Annotated in this window: 14 protein-coding genes; 7 read left to right on the forward strand and 7 right to left on the reverse strand. The window is 61.1% G+C overall.

Translation table 11 applies throughout. From position 1 onward, the window contains the following. Window positions 1-105 precede the first annotated feature (105 nt). The 5 genes from coaD to tgt all read left to right on the forward strand — a co-directional run bounded on the left by coaD (window position 106) and on the right by tgt (window position 4,052). Window positions 106-600, forward strand: a complete 495-nt coding sequence (gene coaD / locus G9X68_RS11370) for a pantetheine-phosphate adenylyltransferase (RefSeq protein ID WP_171602446.1) — start codon at window positions 106-108, stop codon at window positions 598-600. A gap of 58 nt (window positions 601-658) precedes the next feature. Continuing rightward, the gene (locus G9X68_RS11375; RefSeq protein ID WP_171602447.1) at window positions 659-1,231 is read left to right on the forward strand and encodes a peptidylprolyl isomerase; all 573 of its coding nucleotides are present in this window, start codon (window positions 659-661) and stop codon (window positions 1,229-1,231) included. Between the two features lie 29 nt (window positions 1,232-1,260). Then, complete coding sequence (locus G9X68_RS11380) at window positions 1,261-1,770, forward strand: peptidylprolyl isomerase (RefSeq protein ID WP_003539661.1); 510 nt, start codon at window positions 1,261-1,263, stop codon at window positions 1,768-1,770. A 69-nt stretch (window positions 1,771-1,839) separates the two neighbouring features. Then, window positions 1,840-2,925 carry a tRNA preQ1(34) S-adenosylmethionine ribosyltransferase-isomerase QueA gene (gene queA, locus G9X68_RS11385; RefSeq protein ID WP_171602448.1) on the forward strand — a complete coding sequence of 362 codons (1,086 nt, stop codon included), beginning with the start codon at window positions 1,840-1,842 and terminating at the stop codon, window positions 2,923-2,925. After that, window positions 2,922-4,052: a tRNA guanosine(34) transglycosylase Tgt gene (gene tgt, locus G9X68_RS11390; protein WP_171602449.1), complete on the forward strand. Its 1,131-nt coding sequence runs from the start codon at window positions 2,922-2,924 to the stop codon at window positions 4,050-4,052. The genes queA and tgt overlap by 4 nt, the downstream gene beginning before the upstream one ends. A gap of 31 nt (window positions 4,053-4,083) precedes the next feature. Here tgt and G9X68_RS11395 read toward each other — a convergent pair whose 3' ends face one another. The 5 genes from G9X68_RS11395 to G9X68_RS11415 form a co-directional block, all read right to left on the reverse strand. Next, complete coding sequence (locus tag G9X68_RS11395; RefSeq protein ID WP_171602450.1) at window positions 4,084-4,512, reverse strand: DUF4864 domain-containing protein; 429 nt, start codon at window positions 4,510-4,512, stop codon at window positions 4,084-4,086. A gap of 80 nt (window positions 4,513-4,592) precedes the next feature. Next, window positions 4,593-5,858, reverse strand: a complete 1,266-nt coding sequence (fabF, locus tag G9X68_RS11400; RefSeq protein WP_171602451.1) for a beta-ketoacyl-ACP synthase II — start codon at window positions 5,856-5,858, stop codon at window positions 4,593-4,595. A gap of 13 nt (window positions 5,859-5,871) precedes the next feature. After that, window positions 5,872-6,378: a winged helix-turn-helix transcriptional regulator gene (locus G9X68_RS11405; protein ID WP_171602452.1), complete on the reverse strand. Its 507-nt coding sequence runs from the start codon at window positions 6,376-6,378 to the stop codon at window positions 5,872-5,874. Window positions 6,379-6,419: 41 nt separating this feature from the next. Continuing rightward, window positions 6,420-6,722: a hypothetical protein gene (locus G9X68_RS11410; protein WP_171602453.1), complete on the reverse strand. Its 303-nt coding sequence runs from the start codon at window positions 6,720-6,722 to the stop codon at window positions 6,420-6,422. 131 nt (window positions 6,723-6,853) lie between these two features. Further along, the gene (locus G9X68_RS11415; RefSeq protein WP_171602454.1) at window positions 6,854-8,716 is read right to left on the reverse strand and encodes a calcium-binding protein; all 1,863 of its coding nucleotides are present in this window, start codon (window positions 8,714-8,716) and stop codon (window positions 6,854-6,856) included. A 261-nt stretch (window positions 8,717-8,977) separates the two neighbouring features. On the opposite strand from G9X68_RS11415, the gene G9X68_RS11420 reads away from it, so the two are divergent. Beyond that, a complete protein-coding gene (locus G9X68_RS11420; protein ID WP_171602455.1) occupies window positions 8,978-11,350 on the forward strand; it encodes an alpha-amylase family glycosyl hydrolase in 2,373 nt (790 codons plus the stop codon). A 19-nt stretch (window positions 11,351-11,369) separates the two neighbouring features. On the opposite strand, the gene G9X68_RS11425 is transcribed toward G9X68_RS11420, so the two are convergent. Both G9X68_RS11425 and G9X68_RS11430 read right to left on the reverse strand, forming a co-directional pair. Then, window positions 11,370-11,558, reverse strand: a complete 189-nt coding sequence (locus G9X68_RS11425) for a hypothetical protein (RefSeq protein WP_029875172.1) — start codon at window positions 11,556-11,558, stop codon at window positions 11,370-11,372. Between the two features lie 145 nt (window positions 11,559-11,703). After that, window positions 11,704-11,841: a hypothetical protein gene (locus G9X68_RS11430; RefSeq protein WP_171602456.1), complete on the reverse strand. Its 138-nt coding sequence runs from the start codon at window positions 11,839-11,841 to the stop codon at window positions 11,704-11,706. Window positions 11,842-11,852: 11 nt separating this feature from the next. On the opposite strand from G9X68_RS11430, the gene G9X68_RS11435 reads away from it, so the two are divergent. Next, the gene (locus tag G9X68_RS11435; protein ID WP_171602457.1) at window positions 11,853-12,248 is read left to right on the forward strand and encodes a hypothetical protein; all 396 of its coding nucleotides are present in this window, start codon (window positions 11,853-11,855) and stop codon (window positions 12,246-12,248) included. Window positions 12,249-12,317 lie beyond the last annotated feature (69 nt).

Raw genomic sequence — 12,317 nt, forward strand, 5'->3', positions numbered from 1 at the left:
CTTTACGCGTCTGAAAAGACGCGCGGTGCTCTGGCCGGAGCTGGGCAAATCACTTGCGGGAAGGCGGTATCCGTGACAAAAGGCGTCAAACCAACGGTCGGGCCAATGACGACAGCTTTCTATCCGGGGTCCTTCGACCCGATCACCAATGGGCATGTGGATGTTCTGGTCCAGGCTCTCAACGTCGCCGAAAAGGTGATCGTCGCGATCGGCATCCATCCTGGCAAGGCGCCGCTCTTCTCCTTCGAAGAGAGGGCCGAGCTGATCCGCCGTTCTCTGGCTCAAGCGCTGCCCGGCAAGACCGGCGATATTACCGTCGTCGCCTTCGACAATCTGGTCGTCGATGCCGCTCGCAGCCATGGCGCCACACTGTTGATCCGCGGTCTTCGCGACGGCACCGACCTCGATTATGAAATGCAGATGGCCGGCATGAACCGGACGATGGCGCCCGATATCCAGACCATCTTTTTGCCGGCGGGCACGGCCTCGCGGCCCATTACCGCCACATTGGTCCGCCAGATCGCCGCCATGGGCGGCGATGTCAGCGCTTTCGTGCCTGCCGCCGTCCTGCAAGCCCTCACATCCAAGCGCCCAAACTAGTAAGAACAAAGACTAGCAAGCGCAAAGACCAGGCGGACCCCGCCGCAATGGAGCTCATATGAAACTCTTCTATCTCGCATTTGCCGGCGTGTTGTATCTCGCCTCCTTCGCGGGGGATGCCTTCGCCCAGTCGGCCGATCATTATCTCACCATCGAGCTGAAGAATGGCCCGGTTGTCATCCAGCTCATGCCTGAGGTGGCGCCGAAGCATGTCGCTCAGATCGAGGCGCTGGCCAAGAAGGGCGAATACGATAACGTCGCCTTCCACCGCGTCATCGACGGCTTCATGGCTCAGACCGGCGACGTCAAATACGGCAACATGGAAAAGGGCTTCGATGCGAGCCTCGCCGGCACGGGCTCCTCGGATATGCCTGACATCCCGGCTGAATTCTCCAAGACCCCGTTCGTGCGCGGCACGGTCGGCATGGCTCGTTCGCAGGATCCGAATTCCGCCAATTCGCAGTTCTTCATCATGTTCGCCGAAGGCTCCTTCCTCAACGGCCAGTACACCGTCGTCGGCAAGGTCGTTTCCGGCATGGAGAACGTTGACAAGATCAAGCGCGGCGAAGGCCAGAACGGCGAAGTCAAAAGTCCCGACCGGATGATCAAGGTCACCCTGGGCAAGAAGTAAGTTACGAGAGAAAACGAGAGGAAAAGACAATGGCCGAGATCAAGGATCCCGAAAACACCGTCATTCTGGAAACCACCAAGGGCAAGGTTGTCATTCAGCTTTTGCCGCAGGTCGCCCCGGAGCATGTCGCCCGCATCAAGGAACTCGCTCGCGAGAAGGCCTATGACGGCGTCGTTTTCCACCGCGTCATCCAGGATTTCATGGCCCAGACGGGCGATGTCGAATTCGGCAAGAAGGGCTCGGAAACCTTCAATCCCAGTCGCGCCGGCATGGGCGGCTCCTCGAAGCCGGATCTGAAGGCCGAATTCTCTGCGACCACGCATACGCGCGGCACCTGCTCGATGGCCCGTTCGCAGAACCCGAACTCGGCCAATTCGCAGTTCTTCATCTGCTTCACCGACGCGCCCTGGCTGAACAAGCAGTATTCCGTCTGGGGCCAGGTCATCGAAGGGATGGACAACGTCGACAAGATCAAGCGCGGCGAGCCGGTTTCCGATCCGGACTCGATCGTCTCCATGCGGGTTGCCGCCGACGTCTGATTGTGATTTCTGCTGAAACCCGCCCTTGCGTGACTGCGCGAGGGCGGGTTTCGCTTTGAAAGTGCCCTGATGCGCGTAGACCTTTTCGATTTCGATCTGCCCGATGAACGCATCGCGTTGCGGCCCGCCGAGCCGCGCGACAGTGCGCGCCTGCTCGTCGTCGATCCGAATGCGGCAAACAGCCTTTCGGATCACAGCGTCGGCGATCTCACGTCCTTCCTGCAAGCGGGCGATGCGCTGGTCTTCAACGATACCAAGGTCATTCCTGCCCAGCTCGAGGGCATCCGCCATCGCGACGGCGCCGGCGGCCAACAGGTGTCGGCAACGCTGCATATGCGCACCGACCCCAGCCGCTGGAAGGCCTTCGCCAAGCCCGGCAAGCGTATCAAACAGGGCGACCGCATCGCCTTCGGCCATTCCGGCGAAAGCTGTTTCCTCGGTTCGCTCGATGCCACCGTCGAGGAAAAGGGCGAGGCCGGCGAGGTGACGCTGCTGTTTGATCTCTCAGGCCCTGCGCTTGACGAGGCGATCGCCGCCGTCGGCCATATCCCACTGCCGCCCTATATCGCCGCCAAGCGCCCCGAGGACGAGCGCGACCGCGCGGATTACCAGACGATCTATGCCCGCGAGGAGGGCGCCGTCGCCGCGCCGACAGCCGGCCTGCACTTCACGCCCGCGCTGTTCGAAGCCCTCGACAAAGCCGGCATCGAACGCCATTTTGTTACGCTGCATGTCGGTGCCGGCACCTTCCTGCCGGTCAAGGCTGACGATACCGACGATCACAAGATGCATCTGGAAAGCGGCTATGTCAGCGCCGAGATCGCCGCCCGGCTGAATGCCGTGCGGGAAAGAGGCGGGCGCATCGTCTGTGTCGGCACGACCTCGTTGCGGCTCATCGAGAGTGCCGCCGGTGAAAGCGGAGAGATCAAGCCCTGGGCCGGCGCTACCGGCATCTTCATCACGCCTGGTTACCGCTTCAAGGCGGTCGACATGCTGATGACCAATTTCCACCTGCCGCGCTCGACGCTGTTCATGCTGGTCTCGGCCTTTGCCGGCTTCGAGACCATGCACGCGGCTTATAAACACGCCATTTCGACCGGCTACCGCTTCTACTCTTATGGCGACGCGAGCCTTCTTTTCCGGAAAGACAAATGACAGACAACTTCCAATTCACCCTGAAGAAGACCGATGCCGGCGCCCGTCTAGGCCAGGTTTCCATGCCGCGCGGCGAGATCCGCACGCCGGCCTTCATGCCGGTCGGCACCGTCGGTACGGTCAAGGCGATGTATCTCGACCAGGTGCGCGAGACAGGCGCCGACATCATCCTCGGCAATACCTATCACCTGATGCTGCGCCCGACGGCCGAGCGCGTCGCCCGTCTCGGCGGCCTGCATAAGCTCATTCGCTGGGAGCACCCGATCCTCACCGATTCCGGTGGCTTCCAGGTCATGTCGCTGTCCGGCCTGCGCAAGCTCGACGAGCAGGGCGTCACTTTCAAATCGCATGTCGACGGCAGCCTGCACCATATGTCGCCGGAACGCTCCATCGAAATCCAGGGGCTGCTCGGCTCCGACATCCAAATGCAGCTCGACGAATGCGTGGCACTGCCGGCCGAGCCGAAGGAGATCGAGCGCGCCATGGAAATGTCGCTGCGCTGGGCCGAGCGCTGCCGGGTCGCCTTCGGCGAGCAGCCCGGCAAAGCGATGTTCGGCATCGTCCAGGGCGGCGATATCCCGGCGCTGCGCATCCGCTCGGCCGAGGCGTTGAGCCAGCTCGACCTCAAGGGGTATGCCATCGGCGGCCTTGCCGTCGGCGAGCCGCAGGATGTCATGCTGCAGATGCTAGAAACAACGCTGCCGGTCCTTCCTCTGGAAAAGCCGCGTTACCTCATGGGCGTCGGCACACCGGACGATATCCTGAAATCGGTCGCCCGCGGCATCGACATGTTCGACTGCGTCATGCCGACCCGTTCCGGCCGCCATGGCCTGGCCTTTACCCGCCGCGGCAAGGTCAACATCCGCAATGCCCGCCATGCCGAGGATATGCGCCCGCTCGACGAACAGTCGAATTGCCCGGCCTCACGCGATTATTCGCGTGCCTATCTGCACCATCTCGTCCGCTCCAACGAGGCGCTCGGCGGCATGCTGCTCTCCTGGCACAATCTCGCCTATTACCAGGAACTGATGCAGGGCATCCGCAAGGCCATCGCCGAAGGCCGCTTCGCCGATTTCATGGCGGAAACGCAGGAGGAATGGGCGAGGGGCGATCTCGAACCCGTTTGATCCAATCAGACGAAGTTTGATCAGAGCGGGATCATATGCCCTTGCTGTCCGCGTCCGGCATGATCTGCACACCGTTGATCCTGTAGCTGCCGTCCGGCTGGCGCATGATCTGGTAGATCGCCGTCCAGTCCTTGCCGTCGCGGCCTGAGATCAGCACCTCGTGATAGATCAGCGCGCCGTTGTCGATCGAGCGGCTGCGCCCGAAGGCGTAATTGCCAGGGTGATAGACCGGCTCGTAGCTCTTCTTCACCATGGCGAAGAACAGGTTCTTGTCGGGATACATCGCCTTGATGCCGGGGGCGGCGAAGGAATAGGCGGTCTCGGCATCGTCCTTGAGGAAGGCGTTGATCTGGTCCTCGATCATCGTCCGCGTCGTGTCGATCGGATCTTCGGCGCGGGCCGAGACAGGGGAGAGGGCGGACGCGGCACACAGGATGAGAACTGCGAAGAAGGCGCGCATGGGGATCTCCGGCTCTATCGAGGGAATGTTCCCCTGATAGAACCAAAGTGTAGGCGATTTCTGGCGTAAGAAAAGAGACTTTACGACCAGCGCCGGAACAGGGCGCTGGCATTCACCCCGCCGAAGCCAAAACCGTTGGTAATGGCGTAGTCCATCGCTAGCGGCCGCGCCGTCTTGCCGATCATATCGATGCCGTCGGCGGCGGGATCGGCCTCATCGAGGTTGCGGGTCGGCGGCGCGATCTGGTCGCGCAGCGCAAGGATGGTGAAGATCGCCTCCAGCCCGCCGGCCGCCCCGAGCAGGTGGCCGGTCGCTGATTTCGTTGCGCTGATGGCAATGCCGCCACTGCGGCCGAAGACCGTGCCGATCGCCGCGATCTCGCCCCTATCACCGACCGGTGTCGAGGTCGCATGCGCATTCAAATGCCCGACCTCCGAAGCCGGGATCTTCGCCTGCCTGAGTGCCGCCTCCATCGCCCGGCGCGCACCGTCGCCGTCTTCGGGGCCTGAGGTCATGTGGTAGGCGTCTGCAGCCGTGCCGTAGCCGACGAGTTCGGCGAGCGGTGTGGCGCCACGGGCAAGTGCGTGCTCCAGCGTTTCGACGACCAGGATGCCGGCGCCTTCGCCCATGACGAAACCGTCGCGGGCCGTGTCGAAGGGCCGTGACGCAAGTTCCGGTGTTTCGTTGAAGCCGGTGGAAAGCGCCCGCGCAGCGGCAAAGCCGCCGAGGCTCACCTTGTCGATGCAGGCCTCGGCACCGCCGCAGATCGCCACATCCGCTTCGCCGGAGCGGATCAGCCGCGCCGCATCGCCGATTGCCTGGACGCTGGCGGCACAGGCTGTCACCGGAGCCCCGAGCGGCCCCTTGAAGCCGTAGCGGATGCTGACCTGGCCGGCGGCGAGATTGACGAGGAAGGAGGGCACGGTGAAGGGCGACAGCCGCCGGACGCCGCGCGTTTCGCCGATCCGCACCGCTTCGGCGATCGCCGGAAAGCCGCCGACGCCCGACGCAATGATCGTTGCCGTGCGCTCGCGCTCGCCTTCATCAACGGGCATCCAGCCGGCCTGCCTCACCGCTTCTTCCGTCGCCGCCATGGCGAAGTGGATGAAGCGGTCCATCTTCTTCTGGTCCTTCGGCGTGATGTAACGGTCTGGGTCGAAACCAGCCTCTGCATCCTCAGCGATAGCGGGAACGATGCCGCCGACCTTGGCCGAGAGTTCGCCGACGATATCCTCCGCCAGCACTCTCAGCCCCGAACCGCCACCGAGAAGGCGCTTCCAGGCAGGCTCGACGCCGGTGCCGAGTGGCGAGACAAGTCCCATGCCGGTGACAACGATGCGATCCATTGTATTTTCCTCTCTATCCGTCGATGCCGAGATACCAGGCGCGCATGCGGGCGATCCGTTCGCGCACCTCGTCGTCGGCGGCGGGGCCTGCAAGCAGGCTGGTGTTTTCGGGGGTCACTTCTTCGCCGGTCCGCGCATCGACCAGCATCGTCTCGCGCTTTTTGCCGGAAGCGGCATCGCCCAAGAGAAAGGCGAGATCCTCTTCCGGGATGTGCCGGCTTCCCCAGGAAAACAGCGTCATCAGAACGGGAAAGAAGTCACGGCCCTTGTCCGTCAGCCGATATTCGTAGCGGGCAGGGCGCTGATGGTAGAGCCGCCGTTCGAACAGCCCCTTTTCCGTCAGATGCTTGAGCCGCCGCGTCAGGATATTCGGCGCCACGCCGAGGCTTTTCTGGAATTCATCGAAGCGTGAAAGCCCCTGGAAGGCGTCGCGCAGGATCAGCATGCTCCACCAGTCGCCGACGCTGTCGAGCGCGCGCGCCGCCGGGCATTTGAAATCGCTGAAGCTCGTTCGCTGCATGGCTGATGTCACTATAGCAGTGACTATCATCATGCAAGTTACTATCGGGACTCGCCCTCGAAAATCCGGGCGAGCAGGATGCCGGTGACCAGCATGCCGGCCGCGACGAAGATCGTATCACCAAGCGTACCGATATAGAGCGGCCCGATATTGGCGAAGAGCAGGAAGGCGATGAGGAAATTGGCCCAGCCCCAGACGACATTCGCCGTCGGCGAGCCGAGCTTTGTCCCTTGCGCGAAGGGGATGCGGAAGCGCCGGCCGCTGACGCCGTTGACGAAATGCGGGATGCCGTTGGTCAGAAATGCCGCGGCGGTGAAATGGACGATATAGGCGATCCAGGGCAAAGGATTCTCCTGACCTGCACGGGTGGCGTCAACGGAGAATGTGGCCGGGATTCCGGCTCCGGCAAGAGGAGGAGACACGACTGCCCGTGACGCTGTGGGTCCGCCGCCTGAAAGGCGACGGGCCGACCGGCTCAGACAAGCAAGAGATCTTTGAAGTGAAGTGCAGCGGAATTGTCGAGATCGGCGACATGGATTGCCCCGCCTGCTGCGCTTCCATCCGCATCATAGGATAGGATGCCGCTGGCCTGATCGTAGATCAGCTTGTCATCAGCCTCGAGCGCCTTCGTTCCCAGAACGAAATTCTCGGCCGAAAAGCTCGATGGTTTGAGCCCGGTGAAAATCGCATCGTCGAACACCAGCTTATCGCCTGCGGCTGAAGAGAAATCGACGATCTTGTCGACGCGTGTATTGCTGGGCTTCACATCGAAGACGAAGGAATCGGCTCCGCCTCCGCCCGTGAGAACGTCAGCACCGGCCTTGCCAATGAGCTTGTCGTTGCCGAGTCCGCCGACCAATCGATCGTTCCCTTTCCCGCCGTTGAGAAAATTGTTTCCGTCGTTGCCGGTGAGAACGTTGGCCGTATTGTTGCCTGTCGCGCTGAGATTGGCCGTCTCGGTCAAGGTGAGGTTTTCGATTGTTCCGATCGCATGCGCCGTGTCCGCGAGGCTGAAGGAGATCGAAGCCTTGACGGTATCCGTTCCGCCGCCCCGGCTTTCGTCGACGATTTGATTCGCATTGGTCACGGTGAAGGTATCGTTGCCGGTGCCGCCATAGAGATGATTGGTGCTCGGCGGCGTGCTGGTACTGCCGCGTTCGATGTCGATGATAACGGGATGGTCGAGGACATCGAGCGTCAGGGACGACACGTTGCTGAGGCTTTTGATCGCCGTCGTTCCGGTCACGGGGTCGAAGACCTTAACGGAGCCGAAGGAGGCGCCGAGATTGACTTTGACGGCTGTCGTCGCGGCCTGAATGGCCGTGTCGGTGGTCTGGTTCCAGATATCGGGCTCGTTCCAGATGATGATCTGGTAGCTTCCGTCCGATTTTTCCGTGAGCAAGCTGCGGGCCGAGGACGGCAGGCCGTCGATCGAATAATCGAGGGTTCCCGCGCTGAAGTTGGCCTTCGTCGCACCGTTGTCCTCAAGGATTGTGGTCAGATTGTGGATCGCCGTCGCCGCCGGCTTGGCCGAATAGTCGAGACGAAAAAGGCCGAAATGCTTTTCTTGATTGGCGCCCTGCGGATCGGAATAGGCGTCCAGCAGCTCGTAGATGAAGGTCTGTTTCGAGCCGAGTGCGGCGCCGTCCATCAGCGTATTGAGCAGGAGCTTTGCCTGCGTCGCCTCCCTGACGCCTTCCCACCCGCCATTGGTGTCGGCGGTGAGCGAGGTGTGGTATCCGGTCTCGGTGATCGCCAGCGGCTTGCCCGGATCGGCAGCGCGCTGAACGCCGGCTTCCCGGGAAAGCCATGAATATGGCTGGTCGCCATCCTTCGCATAGGTATGGATCGTCGTGTAGTCGGAGGCGGAAGCGACCGTATATCCGGTAAAGCCGAGGACCGGGATATTTTTCAGCAAGGGATCGGCGTTGACGGCGGCAGAGAGGTCTTTCTGATAGGCGAGCGCCGCAGCCTGGCCGCTCAGGCCATGATAGCTGACCGGCCAGTTGTTGACTTCGTTCGGTCCTTCGATGCCGACGACCGATCCGGGATGGGCCTGCACGAAGTCATGCAGCCGCTGGGCGACGGTCGCGGGGTCCACCTCTCGCTGGGCGCTGAAGACGAATTGCACGCCGGCTTCGGCTGCATCGCCGAGATGTGTTTGACCGTTGGGATCGGAAGCGGAGTTGGGGGCGTGATCGCGGACTGTATCAAGGCCAAGATGGTCGAGAGCCTTAACAACTTCTTCGACATTGGAATATTTTCCGTCGGTGTAGTCGATATGCGTGTCAATTCCAAAGGAACGAATAATATCGTTTATTCGAACGGCTTGAGCCAAAGTTTTTCTCCCAGTTTATGAGGGAATTGGCGATGGGAATTTATTCTTCACATTTCTGATGCCAATTCGATTTAATACACGAGGAGGACCGTGCAGTGCTGCCCGTTAACCATGATAAATTGTCCTGAATGTGGCCCGCGCCGGATCGGTTTTAATGCCGAACCTATGCTTGCATTTTTGCATCCAGCCGGCCGATCATGACCCAGTGAAACAGACGCATAGGCAGAATCTGGCGAAGTCCAACATGGCCCGGAGGATCCGATGACCGTTAATGTTCAATTCCGGTTTCGCAGCGGCTTGCTGTCGACGGCGTTCGACAATGTCCGTCTCCGCGGCTGTTGGGACGAGCAGGGCCGTCCCTCGAACGAGTGGGCATCTGTTCCGATGCAGCGCTCTCGCGACGAGGATGGTTATGATGTCTTCGTCGCCAGGGTTTCTTTTCCCGATGACGAGATCGGTACGCATTTTCGCTGGGGGATCGAAGTCGATCGCCCCGGCGCTTCAAGCCTGTGGGCAATCGCCGCCGAATTGGACGACGAGGCCTCGACGCGTCGCGAACGCTCCTTCGATCTCCAGCAGGGGATAGCGCCGCAGACCTATTATCTGACATGGATCGGCCGTCTGGGGGCCAACCGGGTTGAAAGGCGCAACAGTGTCGACGGCATTCGCTTTTCGGTCTGGGCGCCGAATGCGCGAGATGTCTTGCTCGTCCTCGCCGATCCGGCCATCGGCTACGTCGCCGACGACGGCACCGGAACGGTTGCAACCATCGGGATGCGCAGGACAGTTGATGGCTTCTGGAGCGTTGAAACCGGCGAAGACCACGGCCTTTCCGATTTCGACGGCATGGTCGGCACGCCCTATATGTACCGCATCACCAGGGATGATGGATCGCTCGCCTACCGCACGGATATCTGGTCGCTCATGCAGATCGGCGCCGGAGACTTCGATCCGGATGGAGCGAACTATCACGGATCGCCGGCCGCATTGGATGGACCGCAAAGCTGCTCGGTCGTCTGCGATCCGAAGCGGGTCGTACTTCCATCCGGGCAGGAGGTTGCCGCCGAGACGTTCTGGGCTGACGAATTCGTTGGAGGTCGAACACTTCCGGAGCGGCTCGAGGATCTGGTGATCTATGAATTGCACGTCGGCGCGCTCGGTTTCGGCAAGGCCGTGCCCGGCACGCTTGATGATGCCATCGCCTTCATCGAGCATCTTTCGGCACTCGGCGTCAACGCCGTGGAACTGCTGCCGATTGCGGAATTCGAAACGCGGGCCAACTGGGGTTACGGCACGTCGCATTTCTTTGCCGCCGACCAGGGGGCTGGCGGCACCGACCGGCTGAAGATGTTCGTCAAGATCTGCCACCAGCGCGGCATCGCCGTCATCCTCGATGTTTGTTACAATCACTTCGACCCGGACGGCGAACGGGCGCAATGGGCCTATGATTCCACCGATCACACCCGCAATATCTATTATTGGTATGAAGGACGCCCCGGCGATTACGGCGATCCGACAGGCGGCTACATCGATAACATCTCCACGGGATGGGCGCCTCGCTTCGATGAGGAAGCGGTGCGCCAGCTTTTCATCTCCAGCGCGGCGTTCCTCGTCTCCGTCTGCCATATCGATGGTTTCCGGCTCGATCAGACAAGTTCGATCCATCAATATCCGGTCCTGCATGCCGACGGCCGGCGCGCCGATCGGGCCGCAGCCTTCGGCGCCAAATTCCTGAAGCAATGGACCCGCACGATGCGGCTGATCAAGCCGCAGCTTTTCCTGACGGCCGAGGACTATTCGGACTGGTCGGCGATGACCGAGCCGAGCCTGACTGGCGACGGGCTCGGCTTCGATGCGACCTGGTACGGCGATTTTCATCACAACCTCGTCGAATATCACGGGGGCGCGCAGGCGCAGCTGTTGAAGAATGCCGGCTTCGGGGACAAGTGGGCGCTGACCATGTCGTCTCTTGCCGGCGCATTGCAGACGAGCGCGCGATCTAAGGTGGTCTATAACCAGTCGCATGACGATTGCGGCAATCGTGAAGGATCGGCGCGAACCGCCGTTATCGCCGTCAATTTTGCGCCGATCGTCGGTGAGACAAGGGCGTGGGCTGAGGCGAGATCCCGGTTTGCGGCGGCGATGACGCTGCTATCGGCCGGCACGCCGATGTTTTTCATGGGTGAGGAAATCGGCGCCCAGAAGCCCTATCGCTACAATGATTTCCTTGAGAACCGGGAGAATATTCTCGGCGAAGCGGAAGGCAGCGGCGCAGGGATGCTCAGCTGTTATCGCGATCTGATCGCGCTCAGCGTCCATCAGGATGCCATTCGCTCCCGCAACATCGACATTCCCCTGGTTCACGACGAAAATCGGGTGATCGCGTTTCATCGATGGAATGACGGCGAGGATTTCCTTGTTGTGGGGTCGCTGAACGACGCGCCCTTCGAACACGGATATCGGCTGCACAGCGAACGTCTGGGGGATGATCTCTGGGAGGAGATCTTCAATACCGATGCTCACCTATATGGCGGCTGGAACGTCGGTAACGGCGGCGGAAGAATCAGAGCCACGGCGGGAGTGCTGAATGCCGTGTTGCCGGCATCAGGCGTTCTGGTCTTTCGTAGGCTGTGACGCGCCACGCCCGGAACGGTCAGACAAAGCCGAGCGGCAGATTTTCCACTTTCCTGTCATTGCCGTAGTCGCGCTCATGCGGCGAGCGACGGCGGCCGTCGCGGCGAGCGGAAAGATCGATCCGGTTTTCGGCGAAAATTCCATCGGGCCAGGTGCCGGTGTCATGGCAATCGGCGTCGATCTTGGGGGCAAGGATTTTCAGGATCATCGGGGGTTCCTCCAGGCGGAGCATCAACATTGGAAATGGGCGTCCGGTTCCTTTTATAAGTCCAGAATTATTAATAAATTAACCATAAGCGTGGGAGCGAGGGGCGCGGCGGCATTCGATCCGGTCCCTCGCAAAAGGGTGACATTTAATGGATGATTGATGACGAGGAAATCGACGCCAGCATCCGCTCGGTCGCCGGGATCAGCCGTGCCCCTTCTCCTTCAGTGGAAATGGCGTTGCCGTGGAACTCCGGACCTGGATGGCCGTTGAGGTGCATGAACATAGGAGGTTTCCATGCAGCTGATCGATACGCGAGTTACACAGGCCGGCGACATCTTTACCGTCGAATTCCTGGGCGAGGGAGGAGAATCGATTACCGTCAAAATCGACAACTCCCATGGCGAACTCGATGAGACGACGGCGGTCGACCGCGCCAAGGTCATGATGGTTCAGCTGACCGCCTTTACCGGGGCGGAAGCAGACGGCAGCATCAACCGCTACGATGCCTTGAGCAACGGCAATTTCGACGAAGGCAGCAAAGGCCTGATCGGTCAGCCGAGTGCGCGTTCGGCCGGTGATAGCGAAACGCTGGAGGAGGAACTCAACGAGGGCCTGGAGGACAGCTTTCCGGCAAGCGACCCCGTCTCGGCAACGGTCTCGTCCATCCCCGCCAACGCACCACGGCATTGATTTCACCGCAGTTTCAATTCCAAATGCAAGAAGAAGGCTGCCCGGTTCGCGCGGGCAGCCTTCTTCTTG

The sequence above is a fragment of the Rhizobium changzhiense genome, from assembly GCF_013087625.1.
In the GTDB taxonomy this organism is placed as follows: Bacteria; Pseudomonadota; Alphaproteobacteria; order Rhizobiales; family Rhizobiaceae; genus Rhizobium; species Rhizobium sophorae.

What these genes read in the sequence shown, in the direction of transcription:
- G9X68_RS11375 (WP_171602447.1), top strand. Translation starts at nt 659, where the DNA reads ATGAAACTCTTCTATCTCGCATTTGCCGGCGTGTTGTATCTCGCCTCC.
- G9X68_RS11380 (WP_003539661.1), top strand. Translation starts at nt 1,261, where the DNA reads ATGGCCGAGATCAAGGATCCCGAAAACACCGTCATTCTGGAAACCACC.
- fabF (WP_171602451.1), bottom strand. Translation starts at nt 5,858, where the DNA reads ATGGATCGCATCGTTGTCACCGGCATGGGACTTGTCTCGCCACTCGGC.
- G9X68_RS11425 (WP_029875172.1), bottom strand. Translation starts at nt 11,558, where the DNA reads ATGATCCTGAAAATCCTTGCCCCCAAGATCGACGCCGATTGCCATGAC.
- queA (WP_171602448.1), top strand. Translation starts at nt 1,840, where the DNA reads ATGCGCGTAGACCTTTTCGATTTCGATCTGCCCGATGAACGCATCGCG.
- G9X68_RS11405 (WP_171602452.1), bottom strand. Translation starts at nt 6,378, where the DNA reads ATGCAGCGAACGAGCTTCAGCGATTTCAAATGCCCGGCGGCGCGCGCG.
- G9X68_RS11420 (WP_171602455.1), top strand. Translation starts at nt 8,978, where the DNA reads ATGACCGTTAATGTTCAATTCCGGTTTCGCAGCGGCTTGCTGTCGACG.
- G9X68_RS11435 (WP_171602457.1), top strand. Translation starts at nt 11,853, where the DNA reads ATGCAGCTGATCGATACGCGAGTTACACAGGCCGGCGACATCTTTACC.
- coaD (WP_171602446.1), top strand. Translation starts at nt 106, where the DNA reads ATGACGACAGCTTTCTATCCGGGGTCCTTCGACCCGATCACCAATGGG.
- tgt (WP_171602449.1), top strand. Translation starts at nt 2,922, where the DNA reads ATGACAGACAACTTCCAATTCACCCTGAAGAAGACCGATGCCGGCGCC.
- G9X68_RS11430 (WP_171602456.1), bottom strand. Translation starts at nt 11,841, where the DNA reads ATGTTCATGCACCTCAACGGCCATCCAGGTCCGGAGTTCCACGGCAAC.
- G9X68_RS11395 (WP_171602450.1), bottom strand. Translation starts at nt 4,512, where the DNA reads ATGCGCGCCTTCTTCGCAGTTCTCATCCTGTGTGCCGCGTCCGCCCTC.